The organism is Paraburkholderia sp. Ac-20347 (assembly GCF_017104805.1).
Taxonomy (GTDB): Bacteria; Pseudomonadota; Gammaproteobacteria; order Burkholderiales; family Burkholderiaceae; genus Paraburkholderia; species Paraburkholderia tropica.
This window is the reverse complement of sequence record NZ_JAAGPN010000024.1, coordinates 16,990-36,234: the sequence shown is the minus strand read 5'-3', so window position 1 is coordinate 36,234 and position 19,245 is coordinate 16,990. Positions and strand designations below refer to the sequence as shown.

18 protein-coding genes are annotated in these 19,245 nt (G+C 63.0%); 11 read left to right on the top strand and 7 right to left on the bottom strand.

Features of this window, described 5'->3' with window-relative positions:
* Window positions 1-173: 173 nt before the first annotated feature.
* The 4 genes from G3N97_RS07315 (at window position 174) to G3N97_RS07300 (ending at window position 3,907) form a co-directional block, all read left to right on the top strand.
* Window positions 174-908 carry a glutathione S-transferase gene (locus G3N97_RS07315; RefSeq protein ID WP_205992627.1) on the top strand — a complete coding sequence of 245 codons (735 nt, stop codon included), beginning with the start codon at window positions 174-176 and terminating at the stop codon, window positions 906-908.
* Window positions 909-1,110: 202 nt separating this feature from the next.
* Window positions 1,111-2,868, top strand: coding sequence for a ClcB-like voltage-gated chloride channel protein (locus G3N97_RS07310; RefSeq protein WP_205992626.1), 1,758 nt, complete (start codon window positions 1,111-1,113; stop codon window positions 2,866-2,868).
* Window positions 2,869-3,209: 341 nt separating this feature from the next.
* A complete protein-coding gene (locus G3N97_RS07305; protein WP_065064697.1) occupies window positions 3,210-3,476 on the top strand; it encodes a hypothetical protein in 267 nt (88 codons plus the stop codon).
* A 200-nt stretch (window positions 3,477-3,676) separates the two neighbouring features.
* The gene (locus tag G3N97_RS07300; RefSeq protein WP_205992625.1) at window positions 3,677-3,907 is read left to right on the top strand and encodes a DUF2795 domain-containing protein; all 231 of its coding nucleotides are present in this window, start codon (window positions 3,677-3,679) and stop codon (window positions 3,905-3,907) included.
* A 19-nt stretch (window positions 3,908-3,926) separates the two neighbouring features.
* Here the strand turns inward: G3N97_RS07300 and G3N97_RS07295 are convergent, their stop codons facing one another.
* Complete coding sequence (locus tag G3N97_RS07295) at window positions 3,927-4,559, bottom strand: TetR/AcrR family transcriptional regulator (protein WP_205992624.1); 633 nt, start codon at window positions 4,557-4,559, stop codon at window positions 3,927-3,929.
* Window positions 4,560-4,895: 336 nt separating this feature from the next.
* Between G3N97_RS07295 and G3N97_RS07290 the strand changes: the two genes are divergently transcribed.
* The 5 genes from G3N97_RS07290 to G3N97_RS39935 all read left to right on the top strand — a co-directional run bounded on the left by G3N97_RS07290 (window position 4,896) and on the right by G3N97_RS39935 (window position 12,272).
* Entirely contained in the window at window positions 4,896-6,059 is a 1,164-nt protein-coding gene (locus G3N97_RS07290; protein ID WP_205992623.1) for an efflux RND transporter periplasmic adaptor subunit, read from the top strand.
* Window positions 6,056-9,214: an efflux RND transporter permease subunit gene (locus tag G3N97_RS07285; protein WP_205992622.1), complete on the top strand. Its 3,159-nt coding sequence runs from the start codon at window positions 6,056-6,058 to the stop codon at window positions 9,212-9,214. The genes G3N97_RS07290 and G3N97_RS07285 overlap by 4 nt, the downstream gene beginning before the upstream one ends.
* 74 nt (window positions 9,215-9,288) lie before the next feature.
* The gene (locus tag G3N97_RS07280; RefSeq protein WP_241030446.1) at window positions 9,289-10,770 is read left to right on the top strand and encodes an efflux transporter outer membrane subunit; all 1,482 of its coding nucleotides are present in this window, start codon (window positions 9,289-9,291) and stop codon (window positions 10,768-10,770) included.
* 258 nt (window positions 10,771-11,028) lie between these two features.
* Window positions 11,029-11,451: a hypothetical protein gene (locus tag G3N97_RS07275; RefSeq protein ID WP_205992621.1), complete on the top strand. Its 423-nt coding sequence runs from the start codon at window positions 11,029-11,031 to the stop codon at window positions 11,449-11,451.
* A gap of 686 nt (window positions 11,452-12,137) precedes the next feature.
* Window positions 12,138-12,272 carry a hypothetical protein gene (locus tag G3N97_RS39935; RefSeq protein ID WP_277397724.1) on the top strand — a complete coding sequence of 45 codons (135 nt, stop codon included), beginning with the start codon at window positions 12,138-12,140 and terminating at the stop codon, window positions 12,270-12,272.
* Between the two features lie 80 nt (window positions 12,273-12,352).
* Here G3N97_RS39935 and G3N97_RS07270 read toward each other — a convergent pair whose 3' ends face one another.
* On the bottom strand, window positions 12,353-12,739 hold the full coding sequence (locus G3N97_RS07270) for a hypothetical protein (RefSeq protein WP_205992620.1): 387 nt from the start codon (window positions 12,737-12,739) through the stop codon (window positions 12,353-12,355).
* Window positions 12,740-12,853: 114 nt separating this feature from the next.
* Between G3N97_RS07270 and G3N97_RS07265 the strand changes: the two genes are divergently transcribed.
* On the top strand, window positions 12,854-13,417 hold the full coding sequence (locus G3N97_RS07265) for a hypothetical protein (RefSeq protein ID WP_205992619.1): 564 nt from the start codon (window positions 12,854-12,856) through the stop codon (window positions 13,415-13,417).
* On the opposite strand, the gene G3N97_RS07260 is transcribed toward G3N97_RS07265, so the two are convergent.
* A complete protein-coding gene (locus tag G3N97_RS07260) occupies window positions 13,383-13,691 on the bottom strand; it encodes a hypothetical protein (RefSeq protein ID WP_205992618.1) in 309 nt (102 codons plus the stop codon). The two genes, G3N97_RS07265 and G3N97_RS07260, sit on opposite strands and share 35 nt — an antisense overlap.
* Before the next feature lie 222 nt (window positions 13,692-13,913).
* Between G3N97_RS07260 and G3N97_RS07255 the strand changes: the two genes are divergently transcribed.
* Window positions 13,914-15,188 (top strand): S8 family serine peptidase, encoded by a 1,275-nt coding sequence (locus G3N97_RS07255; protein WP_205992617.1) that lies wholly within the window; start codon window positions 13,914-13,916, stop codon window positions 15,186-15,188.
* 82 nt (window positions 15,189-15,270) lie between these two features.
* Here the strand turns inward: G3N97_RS07255 and G3N97_RS07250 are convergent, their stop codons facing one another.
* The 4 genes from G3N97_RS07250 to G3N97_RS07235 all read right to left on the bottom strand — a co-directional run bounded on the left by G3N97_RS07250 (window position 15,271) and on the right by G3N97_RS07235 (window position 18,902).
* On the bottom strand, window positions 15,271-15,582 hold the full coding sequence (locus tag G3N97_RS07250; protein WP_205992616.1) for a hypothetical protein: 312 nt from the start codon (window positions 15,580-15,582) through the stop codon (window positions 15,271-15,273).
* Between the two features lie 385 nt (window positions 15,583-15,967).
* Window positions 15,968-16,240 (bottom strand): CPCC family cysteine-rich protein, encoded by a 273-nt coding sequence (locus G3N97_RS07245; protein WP_205992615.1) that lies wholly within the window; start codon window positions 16,238-16,240, stop codon window positions 15,968-15,970.
* A 1,167-nt stretch (window positions 16,241-17,407) separates the two neighbouring features.
* Complete coding sequence (locus tag G3N97_RS07240; protein WP_205992614.1) at window positions 17,408-17,584, bottom strand: hypothetical protein; 177 nt, start codon at window positions 17,582-17,584, stop codon at window positions 17,408-17,410.
* Window positions 17,577-18,902 carry a hypothetical protein gene (locus G3N97_RS07235; protein WP_205992613.1) on the bottom strand — a complete coding sequence of 442 codons (1,326 nt, stop codon included), beginning with the start codon at window positions 18,900-18,902 and terminating at the stop codon, window positions 17,577-17,579. The genes G3N97_RS07240 and G3N97_RS07235 overlap by 8 nt, the downstream gene beginning before the upstream one ends.
* Window positions 18,903-19,245 lie beyond the last annotated feature (343 nt).

Genomic DNA, 19,245 nt, shown 5'->3' with positions numbered 1-19,245 from the left:
AGCCGCCCGCGCCGCCCGTCCCGTCAGCGCCATCAGCGCCGTCAGCCCCGCCCGTCGCGGGGCTTTTGGCGTTCATGCGCCGGGGGCACGCGCAATCCAGGCGCGCCGGTTGCGGGCCATACTGTCCACTGCCGCCGGACGCTCGGGCGGCGGCTCGACCAGGGGGACGACCGATGGCATACGAACTGTATTACTGGGACGGCCTGCAAGGCCGGGGCGAATTCGTGCGGCTCGCGCTGGAAGAAGCGAAGGCGCCGTATATCGACGTGGCGCGCGGCTCGAAGGACGATGGCGAGGGCATCGGCGCGATGATGGCCGAACTGGACAGCGACGACCCGTATCCGCCCTACGCGCCGCCGTTCCTGAAGGACGGCGAGCTGATCGTGCCGCACGTGGCCAACATCCTGTTCTACCTCGGGCCCAAGCTCAAGCTCGCGCCGCGCGACGAGGGTCTGCGGATCATTGCGAACGGCTTGCAACTGACGATCGCCGATCTGGTGACCGAGGCGCACGACACGCATCATCCGATCGCGAGCGGCCTCTATTACGAGGACCAGAAGGACGCGGCGAAAGCGCGCGCGAAGGATTTCATCGCGCATCGCATTCCGAAATTCATGAGCTATTTCGAGCGCGTGCTGGCGCAGAATCCCGACGGGCCGCGCCACATGGTCGGCAACGCGCTCAGTTACGTCGATCTTTCGATGTTCCAGATCGTCGAAGGGCTGCGCTATGCGTTTCCGAAGGCCACGAAACATTTCGCCGATCACTATCCGCACGTGGTCGCGCTGCACGACGCGGTGGCGGCGCGCCCGCACATCGCCGCGTATCTGACTTCGGAGCGGCGTTTGCCGTTCAACGAGACGGGCATTTTCCGGCACTACCCGGAACTCGACCACGCCGTGCGCTGAACGCCTGCCCGGGCTTCCCGGGTCGGGTGCGTGCGCGCACCTGCATTCGGGCTGACGCAGCGCAGGCCGCGCGCTGTGCGGCCCCGGCGTTCGCAACGCCTGCGCGCCGCCGCGACGTTATCCTCGCCATATCGACGCTTTCGCACGCACGCCGCCCCGCGCGCGTGCGATCCTGTTCACCTGTTCAATCCGCCTGCCTGCCGTGCTGTCATTCCTGCTGAAACTGCGCACCCGCGCCCGCGATCTCTTTCGCCTCTCCGACGCCCACACGATGCTGATCTGGTCGGTCATCGTCGGCGTGGCCGGCGCTTTTGCGACCGTGCTGTTTCGCGAAGGCATCGCGCATCTGCAGATTCTCTTCACGGGCAGCGAAGGCAGCTTCGTCGAGATGGCGCGCCGTCTGCCGTGGCACACGCGCATCTGGCTGCCCGCGGCGGGCGGCTTCATCGCGGGCTGTCTGCTGCTCGTCGCCAAACGCAGCACGGCGGGCGACGCGGCGGGCGGCGGCAGCAAGCCGATCCATACCGATTACGTGGAAGCCGTGGCGATCGGCGACGGCGTGATGCCGGTCGGCAAAAGCATCTGGCGCAGCGTTTCGTCGCTGTTCACCATCGCGAGCGGCGGCTCGATCGGCCGCGAAGGCCCGATGGTGCAACTCGCCGCGCTGGCCGCCTCGCTGATCGGCCGCTGGGTGCACTTCGATCCGCAGCGCCTGCGTCTGCTGGTGGCCTGCGGCGCGGCGGCCGGTATCACCTCGGCGTACAACGCGCCGATCGCGGGCGCGTTCTTCGTCACCGAAATCGTGCTCGGCTCGATCGTGATGGAAAGCTTCGGGCCGATCGTGGTCTCGTCCGTGGTGGCGAACATCACCATGCGCGAGTTCGCGGGCTACAAGCCGCCGTACGAGATGCCGGTGTTTCCGCCCGTGACGGGCATCGAAGTGCTGCTGTTCGTGGCGCTCGGGCTGCTGTGCGGCGTGCTCGCGCCGCGTTTTCTTTCGCTGCTCGACGTCGCCAAGGCGGGCTTCGGCAAGCTGGCGATTCCGCTGCCCGCGAAACTCGCGCTCGGCGGCCTCGTCTGCGGCGTGATTTCGGTGTGGACGCCCGAAGTCTGGGGCAACGGCTACAGCGTCGTGAATTCGATCCTGCATTCGCCGTGGACGTGGACCGCGCTCGCGGCCGTGCTCGTCTTCAAGCTGATGGCGACGGCGGCGACGGTCGGCTCGGGCGCGGTCGGCGGCGTGTTCACGCCGACGCTGTTCATGGGCGCGGTGGTCGGCTGTCTGTTCGGCCAGGGCATGCACGCGCTGTGGCCGCACGGCACCTCCGCGCCGTTTGCGTATGCGATGGTCGGCATGGGCGCCTTCCTCGCGGGCGCGACCCAGGCGCCGTTGATGGCGATCCTGATGATCTTCGAAATGACGCTGAGCTATCAGGTCGTGCTGCCGCTGATGCTGTCCTGCGTGGTCGCGTACTTCGTCGCGCGCGCGACCGGCAAGAAGTCGATGTACGAAATCACGCTGCACCGCAATCGCGAGGAAGCCGAGCGCCTGCGCCTGCGCGCCACGCAGATGCGCGAGCTCGTGCGCCCCGCCGACACGGTCGTGCGCGCCGGAGCGACGGTGCAGGAAATGACGCGCGTGTTCCTCGAATATCCGGTCAAGTATCTCTATGTGACCGACGACGACGGCCGCTTCCTCGGCGCAGTCGCGCTCGCCGACATCACGAACGACTTGCTGCAAAAGCGCGATACCTCGAACAAGCACGCGTGCGACTACCTCAAGGCCTCGTTCGACGTGCTGACGCCCGATATGCCGCTCGCCGTTGCGCTGCAGCATTTCATGTCGTTTCAGGGCGAGCGCCTGCCGGTGATCGAAAGCGCGCAGCAGCCCAAGCTCGCGGGCGTGGTCTACAAGACGTCGCTGCTCGACGCGTATCAGCGGCTGAACGCCGAGCGCTGAAGCCGCGCGCCCATCGCTTATTGCCGATCGACCGATGAAAAAAAGCACGCGCGTTCGCGACGCGCGCAGGCTTTTGCTGCCATTATGAGCAGGTCGCTCGCGCGTGTGCGCGGGCCGGCGGTCAAAGCCGGTTTCTCCAGCCGGTCCGTCGTCGCACAGGCCGCCTCGCCCGCCGTTCGCACGCGCCGCGCTGAGCCGCTCGCTGCGGGTTTGGCCATGATGTTTGCCATCATCGCCCGCCTTCGGCACGCGGTCGCCGCATCGCACGGACGCAGGTGCGCACCGTCGCGGTACGGCACTTGCTGTGGCCTTCGGGCCGCATGAGGAAAGGAGGTCGAGCGATGAAAACCTCGACGCTGTTGACCACTGTGTTGCTGTCCGCGTCGTGTTTTGCCGCGCCGGTGCACACGCATGATGCCCAGATCGACCGCGCCAGCGCACACGCGATGGAGCCGTCCACACGCTCTCCGATGGCCGACGTGCCCGTGGCGCCACCCGCGCCCGACGTGCCCGCCGCCACGAGCACGCAGCGCTGGGAATATCTGACCCTGCCCAAATCGCACCGTCTCGATCACGCGCTCACGCCCGACGTGCATCTGCAGACCTGAGCCGCGCTCGCGCGCGAGCTTGCACGGGCGGTCGCGCACCCTGCGGCGGGCCAGGATGTGGATTGTGTATGCTTGATCCGCAACGCCCGTGGACCGAAACGTGTATCTGATCGGCTCCGGCCGGACGGCCGGGCCGTATCCACAAATCGCCTGTAAAACCGCTTTCCGACACTTCAGCCCGTTCAGCAAGGATTCGACGCATGTCCGCCTCCCGCATCCCCGAAGAGCCGATCGACCTCCAGTTCACCGACGTCCTGCGCGAAGTGCGCTGGCCCGCCAACAAGGACGATCTCGTGGACGCCGCGCGCGCGGCGGGCGCCAGCAACGAAGTGCTCGCGATTCTCGACGGCATGCCCGAGCAGGATTACCGCGACGTGGCCTCGGTCACCGAGCTCATCGGCAGCAACTACGGCCCTGGCCTCGGCATCTGAGGCTTGCCGCGCGCACGCGTCAGGCGTCGCGTCCGAAGACCACGCGCGCGAAGAAGCGGCCCAGCACTTCCTCCACCACCGGCGGCGTCACGTGCTGCGGATCGGCCGTGGCGAGAAACTGCACGCCGTCGCACAGGCCCATCAGCCCGAGCGCCATGAGGTCCGGCGCGATCGTCACCGGCGTGCCGACGCGCGCCGAAAACTCCGCGATATACGCACCGAGCCGCTCGCGCTTTTCTTTCATGAAGGCGTTAAAACGTGCCCGGAAACGCGCATCGCGTGCCGCAAGCAGCTTGGCTTCCACCCACAGCAGAAACATCTTGTTGTCCTGCGGCAAGCGGCTGTAGAAAGTCAGCACGCGCGCTTCCATTTCCTCGCGCGTGGCGGGCGTCTCGAAGATCGAACGCAGCTCGCCTTCCATCGCTTCGTGATCGCGCCGCAGCAGCACCACGAGCAGTTCCGCCTTGCTGCCGAAGTTCGAGTAGAACGCGCCGCGCGTGTAGCCGGCCGCGACCGCGATGTCTTCCACGCTCGCGCCCAAGAAACCCTTCTTCATGAACATGGCCTGCGCGGCGTCGAGCAGACGCTCGCGCGTCTGGTCGCGGCTTTCTTCGCGGGTAAGGCGCTTGCGCCCGGTGGTCTGGCGTGCCATGGCGTGTCGATAACGATGCGAGAAACGAGGTGGGGACCTCGATGGAAAACGTCGCCGGAACGATGCGTCCCGGATGGAAAGGCGATCGCCGAAGTCTAGCACTGAATCATTCCTCGGATTCAATCGTGTATTCAGATACAACGTTGTATTAGAATGCAAACCATCATCTGAGATCAGTTGACGCGCATCGGAGGAGACATCGAGGCGCGTCCCGCGCCACGCGCGGACAGACTCAGCGGCGGCGCGGCGTGTCCGGTGCATTCGATCCGGCCCGGCGCGCGTTCCAGGCGTGTCGAGGTCCAAGTGAATCGTTGCGGTCGTGGCGCATCGAGCAGGATGCGCGGGCAGTGCCCCGTTTTCGTCGAATCCCCTTCCACTCTGCGCCGGGCCGTCCGCCGCCTGGCGGGCGTCGCCGCGTGCTGCGCGCTCGCGGGCCTCGCGGCCTGCGGCAAGCACGAGGCCGCCGCGCCTGGCCCGCGTCCCGTCGTGTCGATGACGGTGCATCCGGACGCGCACGGCGCGAGCGCCAGCTATCCGGGCACCGTGCAGTCGCGCAACGCCACACCGCTGTCGTTCCGCGTGAACGGCAAGATCATCGAGCGCAACGTGCGTCTGGGCGACAGCGTGAAGCCCGGCCAGGTGCTCGCGCGTCTCGATCCGGGCGATTACGACAAAAACGTCGCGAGCGCGCAGGCGCAGTACGACGCCGCCGCGCATCGCTACGTGTTCGCCAAGCAGCAGCTCGATCGCGACACCGCGCAGTCGCAAGCCAATCTCATCGCCCGCGCGCAGTTCGAGCAGACCCAGGACGCGTACGCGTCGGCGCTTGCGCAGCGCGATCAGGCCAAACAGCAGCTCGCGCTCGCGCAGGATCAGCGCCGCTACACGCAGCTCGTCACCGACCACGCGGGCGTCATCACCGCCGAAAACGCCGACACCGGCCAGAACGTGCAGGCGGGGCAAGCCGTCTATCAACTGGCCTGGACCGGCGAGATCGACGTGGTGAGCGATCTGCCGGAAAACGCCATCGCGGGCCTGCGCACGGGCGATACGGCCCAGGTCACACTGCCCGCGCTGCCAGGCCGCCGCTATGCCGCGAAAGTGCGCGAACTCGCGGCCGCCGCCGATCCGCAAAGCCGCACGTGGCGCGTGAAGCTCACGCTCGAACATCCCGACGCCGACGTGCGTCTCGGCATGACCGCGAACATCGCGCTGGCGCCGAATAACGCTGCGAACAACGCGCCCCAGGACGCGTACACGGTCCCGGCCACCGCCCTCTTCCACGACGGCAACGCGCCGGCGCTCTGGATCGTGCAAGGCGCGGACAACGTGCTGCAACTGCGCCGCGTGAGCGTCTCGCGCTACGACGCGCGCACCATCACCGTGACGAACGGCCTCAAGGACGGCGAGCGCGTCGTCGTGCAAGGCGTGCACACGGTTACCGCCGGCGAAAAAGTGCGCCCGATTGCGCCGCTGCATCCCGAGGACTTCGCGTCATGAGCGAGGTGCCCGAGCAGGAACACGACCGCGAGCCAGGCGCGGATCATCAGGAAGGCCGCTTCAATCTGTCCGCCTGGGCGCTGCGCCATCAGGCGCTGGTGATCTTCGTGATCGCGCTCGCGACGATCTTCGGCGCGCTCTCGTACACGCGTCTTTCGCAGTCCGAGGATCCGCCCTTCACGTTCCGCGTGATGGTGATCCAGACCTTCTGGCCCGGCGCGACCGCGCGCCAGGTCGAGGACGAAGTCACGAGCCGCATCGGCCGCAAGCTCCAGGAAACGCCGTATATCGACTTCCTGCGCAGCTATTCGCGTCCGGGCGAGTCGCTGGTGTTCTTCACGATGAAGGATTCCGCGCCCGTCAGCGAGGTGCGCGAAACGTGGTATCAGGTGCGCAAGAAAGTCGGTGACGTCGCGCCGATGCTGCCGCAAGGCGTGCAAGGCCCGTTCTTCAACGACGAATTCGGCGACGTCTACACCAACATCTACACGCTCGAAGGCGACGGCTTCTCGCCCGCGCAACTGCACGACTACGCCGACAAGCTGCGCGAGGAACTGCTGCGCGTGAAGGACGTGGGCAAGGTCGATTATTTTGGCGACCCGAACCAGCGCATCTACATCGAAATTCCGAACGCGCAGCTCACGCGCCTCGGCATTTCGCCCACGCAGATCGGCCAGGTGATCGGCGCGCAGAACAGCGTCGCGGCCTCGGGCACGCTCACCACCGCCGACGACCGCGTGTTCGTGCGACCGAGCGGCCAGTTCACCGACCTCAAGGCGCTCGCCGACACGCTCATCACCGTGAACGGCCACAACTTCCGGCTCGGCGACATCGCCACGATCCGGCGCGGCTACGACGACCCGCTCGCCACGCAGATGCGCTACGACGGCAAGGCCGTGCTCGGCATCGGTATCACGATGCAGCCCGGTGGCGACGTGATCCGGCTCGGCAAGGCGCTCGATCAGCGCGTCGATGCGTTGCGCGCCGAATTGCCCGCGGGCCTCAAGCTCACCGAAGTGTCGAGCATGCCCGACGCGGTCTCGCACTCCGTCGACGACTTCGTCGAAGCCGTGGCCGAAGCCGTGGGCATCGTGCTGGTCGTGAGCCTCGTCTCGCTCGGCGTGCGCACGGGCATGGTGGTCGTCATCACGATTCCGATCGTGTTGGCCATCACCGCGCTCGTGATGTTTCTGTTCGATATCGGCCTGCACAAGGTCTCGCTCGGCACGCTGGTGCTCGCGCTCGGCCTGCTCGTCGACGACGCGATCATCTCGGTCGAAATGATGGCCGTGAAGCTCGCGCAAGGCTGGAACCGCACGCGCGCCGCCGCCTTCGCGTACACGAGCACGGCGTTCCCGATGCTAACCGGCACGCTCGTCACCGTCTCGGGTTTCCTGCCGATCGTGCTGGCGAAGTCGAGCACGGGCGAATACACGCGCTCGATTTTCCAGGTGTCGGCGATTGCGCTGATCGCGTCGTGGTTCGCGGCCGTGGTGCTGATTCCGCTGCTCGGCTATCGCCTGCTGCCCGAGCGCAAACGTGACGCCAACGCGCCGCACGACGAGCATCACGAAGACGACATCTACGACACGCGTTTCTACCATCGGCTGCGCGGCTGGATCGGCTGGTGCATCGAGCGCAACTTCGTCGTACTCGGGCTCACGCTGGTGCTGTTCGTGGTCGCGCTCGCGGGCTTCACGCTGATCCCACAGCAGTTTTTCCCGAGTTCCGATCGCCCCGAACTGCTCGTCGACGTGCGGCTGCCCGAAGGCGCATCGTTCGACGCGACGTTGCGCCAGACGAAGCGGCTCGAAGAAGCGCTCAAGGGCCGACCGGAAATCGATCACTCGATCGACTTCGTTGGCACCGGCGCGCCGCGTTTCTATCTGCCGCTCGACCAGCAATTGCAGCAGCCGAATTTCGCGCAGTTCGTCATCACGGCGAAGTCGGTGAAGGATCGCGAGAAGCTGGCCGAATGGCTCGAAACCAAACTGCGCAACGATTTTCCGGCGGTCCGCACGCGTCTTTCGCGGCTGGAGAACGGGCCGCCCGTCGGCTATCCGGTGCAGTTCCGCGTGAGCGGCGACGACATCGCGACCGTGCGCGGCATCGCCGATCGCGTGGCCGCGGCCATGCGCGCCGACAAGCGCACTGAAAACGTCAGCTTCGACTGGGACGAACCGGCCGAACGCTCGCTGCACTTCGAGATCGATCAGCAGAAGGCGCGCGCGCTCAACGTGAGTTCGCAGGACGTGGCCAACTTCCTGCAGATGACCTACTCCGGCTACACCGTCACGCAGTATCGCGAGCGCGACAAGCTCATCAGCGTCGATCTGCGCTCGCCGCCCAACGAGCGCGTCGATCCCGCGCGCATGCTCTCGCTCGCCATGCCCACGCCGAACGGCGCGGTGCCGCTCGGCGCGCTCGGGCACCTTGAGAACACGCTCGAATACGGCGTGATCTGGTCGCGCGACCGGCAGCCGACCATCACCGTGCAATCCGACGTGCGCCAGGGCGCGCAAGGCATCGACGTCACGCACGCACTGCAGAAGACGCTCAAGTCGATCCAGGCCACGCTGCCGACGGGTTATCGGATCGAAGTGGGCGGCTCGGTCGAGGAAAGTATGAAAGGCCAGACGTCGATCTACGCGCAGTTGCCGATACTCGTGATCGCCGTGCTCACGCTGCTGATGATCCAGCTGCAAAGTCTGTCGCGCGTGATGATGGTCGTGCTCACGGCGCCGCTCGGGCTGATCGGCGTGGCGGTCGCGCTGCTGCTGTTCAACGAGCCGTTCGGCTTCGTCGCGATGCTCGGCGTGATCGCCATGTTCGGCATCATCATGCGCAACTCGGTGATTCTCGTGGATCAGATCGAGATGGATATCGGCGCGGGGCATCCGCGTTTCGACGCCATCGTCGGCGCGACCGTGCGGCGCTTCCGCCCGATCATGCTGACGGCGGCCGCCGCCGTGCTCGCGCTCATTCCGCTCGTGCGCTCGAACTTCTTCGGGCCGATGGCCACGGCGCTGATGGGCGGCATCACGAGCGCCACGGTGCTCACGCTGTTCTTCCTGCCCGCGTTGTACGCGACCGCGTTCCGCGTGCGCAGCAGCGAAACCGACCAGCCTCAAGCGAACGCGGGGAAGGCATCATGAACATGTCCACGCCGACGAAGATGGGCGATGCGGGACGCGCGGTCCGGCGCAAGGCCGCTGCCTCGCGCCTGCGCATGAGCGCGGCGGCGCTGGCCGCGCTGCTCGCGAGCGCCTGTTCCTGGGGACCGGACGGCAAGCCGCCCGCGATGCCACAGCCCGCGCATTACGGCGCCGAGCCGCAACCGGCACAGACGGTCGCCGCGCAAGGCGTCGCGCAGCAGTTCGATGTGGGCGCCCAGCCGGTGCCGCAATGGTGGACGCTCTACGATTCGCCGCAGCTCGATGCGCTCGTCGAGGAAGGCCTCGCGAACAGCCCGAACCTCACCGCGGCCGATCACAGCCTGCAAGCCGCGAAGGAGCAGTTGCGCGGCCAGATCGGCAGTTCGATGCTGCCGACCGTCGATGCGCTCGGCACTGCGCAACGCCAGCGCGCGCCCGGCATTCCGCAACTCGGCATCGACAAGCTTCAGTACGACGTGTTCGCGGGCCTCGTCGAGGTGCGCTACTCGTTCGACCTGTTCGGCGCGACGCGCCTGAACAACGCGGCGCTCGCCTCGCGCGTGAACATGCAGGTGTTCCAGTTCGAATCGGCGCGACGCGCGCTCGCGGCCAACATCGTCGCGAGTGCGTTGGGCGCGGCCACGCTGCATGCGCAGATCGACACGACCGTGCAGTTGATCGCGCTCGCCAACGCGCAAGCCGACGAAATGCAGAAACGCTATGCGCTCGGCGCCGTGTCGCACACCGATTTGCTGAATGCGCAGCAGAGCGCGGCGTCGCTTGCGGCCAACCTGCCGGGGCTGCGTCAGCAATGGACGGCGATGCGCCACGCGCTCGCCGTGCTGCTCGGCCGCACGCCCGACAATGCGCCGCCCGATCTCGATCTCGCGAGCCTGCATCTGCCGCAGCAGGTGCCGGTCGTGGTGCCGTCGGAGCTGCTCAAGACGCGTCCCGACATCGAGGCCGCGAGCGCGGCGCTGATCGCCGCTTCCGCCGACGTGGGCGCGGCGACGGCGCAGATGTTCCCGAGCATCACGCTGTCGGCGGGCCTCGGCCAGGCGGGCTTCAGCTGGCCGGTGGTCACGTCGGGCGCGGGCGCGCTGTGGGCGATCGGCGCCTCGCTCACGCAGCCGATCTTCCACGGCGGCGCGCTGGTCGCGCAGCGGCGCGCGGCGCTGCAGACCTATGACGCGGCCAACGCGTCGTACCGGCAGACCGTGCTGGCGGCGTTCCAGGATGTCGCCGACCGGCTCGCCTCGCTGGAGCACGACGCGCAGGCGCTCGACGCGGCGAGCACCTCGGCGCAGGCCGCGCAAGGCGTCTACGACGACACCAACGCGCGATACAAGCTCGGCGCGCTACCCTACTACGCCGTGCGCCAAAGCGAGCAGCAATGGCGCAATGCGCGTCTCGACGAGATCCGCTATCGCGGCGCGCGTCTGTCCGACACAGCGGCACTGTTCCAGGCGATGGGCACCCCGCCGTCGGACAATCCCGTTTCTTCTCCGAAAGCGGCCGCCGATGTCGCTGCTTCGTCCTCTTCGGCCAGCGACTGATACATCCCGATCGTTTTGCATGATTCGTTGAAAAGCGCCTGAAACAGGCGCTTTTCACGTTTTTCTGACAGAAAAATCGCAAGACTTTTTTTGGGATGGGGCTGCTACACTCCCCGGCACATCAGGTCATCGCAGAATAATTTGTTAGTCATCCTGATGAAAATAACCATTGATCGGAGCGTTTAGTGGCGTGGGCCGTGCATCGTCGGATGGCATGCATGGCCGCGCCCGCGGACCACAACCTCGAGCATGACGACCATGACTGCCTTCTTCCGATACACGATCTCGCTGGCCCTGCTGATCGCCGTCAGTCAGGCGGCGTATGCGAGCATCGATTGCGCCGGCTCGCGCGGCGGCTTTCGCTTCCAGAATCACGACAGCTGGACCGGCACCGACAAGCTCGAACACTTCGGCCTGTCCGCGCCGTTCGGCGCAATCGGCGGCTGGCTCGCGCGCGATAGCGGACATCCGGTGATCTACGGCACATTGATCGGGACGGTGCCGGGCTTGCTGAAAGAGACGTTCGACGGCACCTGCCGCACCGACGGCTTCTCGTACAAGGACCTGTTCGCGGACGCGCTCGGTGCGCTCACGGGCGCGTGGCTCACACACTGGGGCTTGATGTTCTCGCGTACGTCGCATAGCCAAACATTCGGTCTGCGATACGACAGCGTGTTTTGAGCCGCAATCTGCCTCGCGCTGCACGCAAGCGAAAAACGCGATGCGGATCAGCGAGTTAGATTCGATCTCCAGAGCTTACCCACGGAGCCCCGCCTGCGAGTGCCACGGATCTGCTGGCCTGTGCGCATCACAAGCTGATCCGCGCGAGGCTGTTGAGCGCCGATGTGCTCGATCTCTGAGCGTGCGGAACAAGTCACTTGTAGCGCACGCCAGGACGACAGGGAAACCCGATGGCCGGCCGATACCGCAATACTTCCTACCGCCAGTAGCTGCCGCGGGAACTGCTGAACGAGATGCTTGCGATCTCGCGCGCGACGCACCGGCCCATGCAGCAGATCGTGCATGTCGCGTTGCGCCTGTTTCTCAACGAGCTGAAGGGAGAGCGCCGTGGATGAGCCTGATGGCGAACTTGCGCCGGTCGTCTTTGACAAAGCGCAGTGGGGCGCCCTCGCCTTCGATCGGGTGCTGCGCGTGGCACCCATGCGCGAGACTCTCGACATCTACGGTGTATCGCTCGAACATTTCGGGGAGCAACTTCGCACGCCCGCTTTTTCCGGCGGCGCTGCGCGATGCGCGCTGCCAGTTGAGGGAACACGGGGCCGCGGCGGGTTTCTTGTTGCGCTCGCGCGCGCTGGCCGAGGATCTGTTGCCCGATGTGTACGGGCTGGCCAAGGAAACAAAGAACGATGCAGCGTTGCTGCCGTCGCATCTTCGAGTCTCTGGCGCGCTATACCCTGCTCAATCCCGCTACGAAGAAAGACAACGTCGAGGGCGGCGTGCGCGTGATCTTCAACATCGCCCAGGGCAAACGCGGGATGTAGCACGTGACGGGGAGGATGAGGCTTGCGTCGTGCTGTCGATCACGGGAGGTGTCAACACGCGGATCTTCCCTGATGGCTTGTCATGGTGCTGCGGACAGATCGTCCCGATTCGCGCGTTGCAGGTGTGTCAGCGAGTGAAATTGCGGCGGAATGCTCGGCGCGATGCTTTCAACTATCAAGCCAGCAATTATATTTGAGCCATCACTAACAATCGGGATCGTCGTGACTCTGACACTGTGCTTTGACTCTAGGTGCTCCTGGAGCTTTACGTAGTCCGACTCGTTCAAAGGATGGAGACCTGTTCGATTGGAGATCTCCACGGCGTAAAGGCAAACAGCAGGATTGCGCAAATTGCGGCTTGCCTCAGAGCTAACGCCATTTTTCTTGGCGTCAAGCCGACGCCTTGCGTCTAACTCGCTCAAAACAACGCGCGCCAGTTTGTGCAACTCGAACGAACGGATGTCCATTGCGATACTCCTTGAGATGAGGAAACTCATTATCGAGCTGCCCTGCTGGCTCACGTCTCAATATTTTCGTGGGGAGCGCACTGGGTCTACAGGAAGTTTGTCGAGGGCAAGCCGATGCGCGCGATCGAGCTGCTGGTCGGGCGCATCTTCACCCCGACGCAGGAGCTGTTCCTTCAGCCCGCAGCGGTGATCTGCGAGAGCGAGCGGGCCGTGGAGGCCGAAGGCGCACCGCCGCGCTACTGTCTGAACCTCGAGGCCGAGAATCTGCCGGACCTGCTGCCCGACTACTACGCGAACTCGCTCGCCACGCTGCATTACCAGATCCGTGCGATCCCCGCAGCGACCAACTGCTTCGGGCTGCGCAAGGCGGCCGTTGCGCGCGTGCTGAACAGGCGCCACGGGTGCGTGATTCATCCTAAATGCGCCATGCTCGTCGACGGGCTGGGCGTAGCTATTTCCACCGCACGCTGTGCGCGACGACGATCACGGGACTGGCAATGCGAACGAGCCAGTGCAAGGGCCAACGAGCCACCTATGCGAGGCGTTCCGGTATCTGTGCCTGCACGTCGCCCACGTGGTACCGGAAGAAGAAGCGATCGACAGCTCGCGGGTGCGGGTGAGCAAGCGGCGGTTGGTCTGACCGTCACGGTTCTGCGTGCACGCCGTCGTCCGCAGTGACCCTGCCATAGTTGTGCTCGATGGGCGAGCTGGATGGTTCCGAGGTGTTTGCCGATTCGCCGTCGGTGTCTTTCGCGCCGACTGTCTCAGCAGATCGGTTTTCGCTCTTTGCGCTGATGTCGGGTTCAGCATGCTCAACTGGTGAAGCAGCCTGTGTGGAAACGCTGGTGGTGACGGCGGTTGGACCGCCGTCACCATCGCCGCAGCCACTGAGGAACACGGCCGCCAGAATGGTAAATGCACCACAGCGCAGGGTTTGAAAATGCGGTTTCATTGGTAACGGGAAATTTTCGGTTGGAAAACTGAGTATAGGAGCGCTCTGCGCGCCAGTGTAGATACATAGGATGCCTGGTCACTGAATCATTGCGCATACGGTTATCTCTACCTCGATTTCAGATATTTCTCATGGTGAAGACGTCCCTTCCCCTCCTACGCTTGACGCCGGTACGTTCCGTGCCGCCCTCTCTCAAACATCGAAAAATAAATCAGGAAAGTCATGCAAATTCCCGTGAATTCTCCGCACGACGACAGATTAAGTGCAGTGAAGTCCGCCTGCCTGCTGGTCGCAGTCATGATGTCGAGTACCGGAGCGCTCGCCTATCCGTCTGGATGGCCCTCGACGGCGACCATCCCCTATAACCTCGGCGGTTCGCTGGATGGCACGTACAAGGCCAGCAGCGGCAAGACATACGACGGAACGGGGTATATCGTCGTCGTCATCGACGGAGCATTCGACACCCGCAATCCGGTATTCAAGGATGCGAAGGGCAAGAGCAAGATTCCTGTCGAAGCCTGCTTTGGTGAGGCGCTCAACGCGACGTTTCCGAGCCTTTGCAACACTACGGCCTGGATACCCCGCCCCTTGCCTGGCAACCCGTCGGCGGGCTATTTTTTTAGTTCGCTGAGTGGGTCATCGAAGCCTATGGACGCGCCCAACAACACCTGCCGCGACACGAACAATCCGTCAAAGCCGCAGTATTGTCATTACTTCCACGGCTCCGCCACGGCGGGAATCGTCGTCGGTCAGCCTACCTTACGGTGGGATGGGGGTTACAAGATGACTTATGCGGGCGTGGCACCGGGGGCGAATGTCATCACGCTCAAGGTTGGTGGCGGGAGGGGTACCAATGTTTCGCAGGGGTGGCCGATCAATTCAGTCGTGGACGCGCTCGATTACGTCAACAGGGTGCTGCTGCTCCGTGGGGATGTCGGGTCGAAAATTGTCGCCGTCAGTATTTCCGCCAACGGCAGCTCGATAGCAGGCACGTCGCCGTGCGCGACGGGCGGCGGCGGCGACAGAATCGACGCAGCGGCAGCCGTGCTCAAGAAAAAGGGCGTTGCCGTGGTGATGGCGGCTGGCAACGATGCGGTGAACGGAACCGGCACATGGAACTGCGGCAGCAACGTCATTCCCGTAGGAGCGGCAAGCATCGTGACGCCTGCGACGCCAACCAACTACACGAACATCTCTCAGCGAGTCAGCCTGTTTGCTCCCGTAGGAACGGGTGACTTCAAGAGTGGTGATCTCGTACTTGCCCCCTGGGCGGACTCTGGCTCCTTCTACGTTTGGGGCACATCGTTCGCGGCTCCTCAGGTGGCCGGGGCATTCGCTGTCCTTCGCCAGAAGTTCGGCAAGGGGCCGTCTGTCGATGCGCTGGTCAAGCTCATGGTCCGTACCGGCACGCCGTTGAAGGGTACGCGTGCCGGACTCGCGGCGCAGGGAGCGTCGGTACTGAACATCAAGGCGGCGCTTAACGGCTCCCCTAGTTAATCGCCTGTAGCTCGATGAAGCAGAAATACGTAACCCGATAAAACTGTCGCCCGCGCTGCGCGCCCCGGAGACGCGCTGGTGATCAGCTCGGATTCGGCGCGCGGCGCAATGCCGCTCTCATCGACTCGTTATCGTACTTGTTGATGATTTCGTACTCAGGCGTGTTGCGCTGTGAAACGCCTGCCGCAAGCAGGCACGTGGTCACAGCCTGTGGCGTCATCCAGCGCATGTCCTTCGTCTCATAACCGGCGAGCACTTCGTAGACCGCTCCCGACTGCATGGTGAAGCGCTGGTTTCCTTCGTCGCGGTTGACCAGCAGATCTTCGGTGCAGGTCGAAGCAAAGGCGGGGGCTGTGGCAAGCAGCAGGACGGTCAAGCTCGTGAATCGCTTCATTGTCTGTCTCCGTCGAATAGAGCGAACAGACTGACAGCCGATGCCGGTGCAGTCTCTACGGAATTTCTGAATTCAGGTGAGCCGTGTCGCCGCTGCGAGTTCCCCCGCGGCCAGGTGTCTCGCAGCTTAGCTGATGTGTCCGGGAGAACGGGGGAAGGCCAGACCTTGACAACGCGTGTATGCGGCAATACAAGCCGCGCTTGGATATGACCTCGCCAAATCGAACCCGAATAAATATCTGACGTCATCAAGCACAAGTGATTCGATACCGCCAACGCACTCATACCGTCCTTCAATCGGCGTCATGAGGTCCCCTGCGACCTGCTTTGCCATGTTCGCTCCTGAATATTCAAACATCTGTTGGTCTTGGGGTCTTTTACTCCGCTTAGAGATTTCGGGGAGCATAACGCAAGCGCTCACGTGCCTCGGCGGGCAGGACGTGTGGCAGCATCTCTCTGCAACAGGCACCGAGGAGAAGGAAATTTGCTCGGGCATCGCGCAATGTCAGACCATGGTTCGCGCCGGATTTGATATCCGCTTCGATCACTTCGCCTAGTCGGTCATCTTCCCAAAAACAAACGGGACAGATTTCCCACTCTCCCTTTACAGACAGCGCGAAGTAGTCGCAGCAATCACATTGTGTCAATCCATCATTCATACATTCGCCGCTCCTGCAGTTTCAACGCGTGTGGTAACGCAGACGTGAACGTATCACGTGCCTTCGTTTGCCTATCCCAAATTCGAAGACCGTGCGAGCGTTATTCGTCTATGTTTCATGCGGCTTACACCTTTCGCACTACTGTACGCGTGCAAAGTGAAACTTTGCGCGATCTCGCGTTGCGTTGGCCGCGATTGATCGATCGATGCTGCGTTAGCGGTGTGTATAGCGCCTCGACCTGGACGTGAATGTCCGTTGCGTGGTAGAGCGCGCATGCGGCTGGCGCGCCAACTTATCCCCAGTTTTTGTTCACAAGGCTGTGCATAACATCGGTCCGGCATCGCTCAGGCCTGCCCGCAAGGCTCTGCGGACGGAATCCGGGGAATAAATTTCCCCCGAGACTTCCGTTCGTCTATTCCCCCACGTTTCCCCACGCATTGATCTGAGGAGAAACCTCATTCCCCACACGAGGGGAATGCACTTATTAGACGTTTGTCGTGCTGATAAGGAAAGTTAGCAGCAACTGGCACCAAGAACTGACAGGACATGTGACAAGTCCACGGCTCGTGCAAGTGAGTAGTCGATTGCGTTGCGTACAGCTCGGGGACGGTGCGGGCGTTCCCCACGACGCGTGCGGTGATAAGGCTACAGCTTGTAGATCTTGCTGTTGACGTCAATGAGGGCAGCCACGGCAACTGTTCATGGAGCACGATAGAAATCCCGCGAGCAACGTGCTATCGGTCCCAGCCCCCGTCTCAAGATAGAAATCGGCAGTATGTGTCGGAGGCAGCGGGAGCGTTACCGGGTCGCAGCCGCCCTCCCGCACCAAGCGCTCGTAGTTCGATATTGATAGCCTGTAATTTCTGCGCTTGACTGTCACCCGCGGGGCCACCGACCTTGACGCCTCGCATACTGCGCGGAACTGCCGCGAGGCTACCTCCCAGTCCACAAGCTCTGCGCATTGACGCTTAGTGCCCGGCCTCTGCGGCGTCTCCCCGGTCGGCAGAAGTCGATAAAATTACATTTGCCAAAGCGTAAACACTCGACCTTGCGTACGTACACAGCGAGCCTGAGGCGGTGCTGGACCATTCGATATGTTCTGCCTGATCGCGAACAAGTCCAGGAATGTTGTAGAGCGCACCATTTAGCATGTGGCCAAGGATCTCATCAATCTTCTTTTCTGCTTCCTGGGCGCGGCCCGTCAGTAAAACTCCTCCTGAATTCGACCGCACGATCCCATTGCAGCAAGATCGCATCGCAACTGCCATTGGCTCCTCGAAAAATCATCTCGATACTGGATTGGCGGTACGTTACAAAGGTTTCATAATCCGCCAATTTACTCATTCTCGGTTTCCCGGTCCGATTCCAGATCTCGCAATTTAGCGGCGACACGTTCGACGACTGGTCGCCAATCACCAGGCCTCGGCTGCCGGAACATCGTAACGCTGCTATACCAGCGCTGCGACTCGCCCGTGCCCCATGCCCACTGAGAAACGTGATCCAGCATTCCAAAGACTGGTACGCCAAGGGCTCCACCGAGATGCAATGGCGCGCTGTCGATTGAGACTACCGCATCAAGCGCGGCCATATGGGCAGCTACATCGTCGAAACCGTCGCTGTAAAAACGCGTTAGATCGCAATGCGGCACGGCTCCAGGTAAAGACGTGCATCCGGGCGTAAGTGGATGAAAGGTCACGCCTGATACTTCAAAAAGCTGCTCTATATCGCCAAGTTGCATGGAGCGCTGGAAGTCACGCCGATGATCCGGATTGCCACGCCATACTAGACCGACCTGCAAATTAGCTGGGTAGGGGCTAGCGCCTCCTACGCGGGAGCGCCATATTTGTGCGCGCTCCATATTTGCGGACAGATATGGAATCCCGTGTACCTGTTCGGGTTTCAAACCGAGCGCAAACGGTAAGCTCATCATCGGCAAACAATAGCTCGGCTTGCCGAACCGGCCTAGATCTCCATTCTCGATTGATACACAGGGTGAAAAGTGGCGAGCAAAGAGTGGGAACAACGCTTTTCTGCAAGCCAACACAACTTGACCACCTTCAGCCAGCACACGTCCTGCAAGCATCGGAAGAAGGCGTACCATCTGAATGTCATCGCCGCTGCCCTGTTCGCTATAAACCAACAGCGTCCGACCACTGAGTGGTTGACCGCTCCATCGCGGTGCAATTCTTTCCATGATAGAGACAGTACTTTTCGGCGACCGGTCTTGTCGCGAAAGTCTCGCTTCATACAGAAACCATCCGCGCTTCCAAGCGCCGTTGCGCAATTCGAGTTCGGCGAGATCAACGGAGGCGTTCAAGGCCGACTGACTGAGCGCAAGGGCACGTTCGTATAGTCGTCGTGCCGCGCCATAGCGACCTTGTTCCGCCACAAATAGCGCTATTGCAGCCACGACATTGCCATTACCGGGGTTGGCTGCATCTGCGGCCCGCATGGTTGCCTCAGCAGCAGCCGGGTCGTAGCTTCGCCATTGCGCATTGGCAAGTTGCCACGCGATCTCGGCATTACCAGGGTTCCGGGCAAATTCCGCAAGGCACAACCGTTCCACGGCTTCCCAATCGCCAGCACTGCGTCTTTCCAGTACCAACTGGAGCGGTAGCTCTGAGTAAGGAGCCGCGCGGACCGAAGGGTTTGAATTATTCATTTACCAGATCAACATATATTTATGAAGAACATCAGCTGCATTCGCAATAAATTCGAATGAACGCGACTTTGAGGTCTGGTAACGGCACTGCGCGTAAGCGCCTCCCGATTTCCGGAGAAACATTTTCCGTAGCCGCTGCACTGGCTGCGGCCGTGACCTCCGCGGTCTCAGCCTGATTTAGGCCCGAATTGGAGGCTGCGTTATCACTGCCACTACCTCCACACGCCGAGATGAAGAGTGAAAGAGTGTGCGGCGCAACCCTCGTCAGTACATTGCGAATTTGTACTGCCAATGTTTTTTCCTTGTTTTTGTGACATGGATCACCACACGCAGCATGACTACG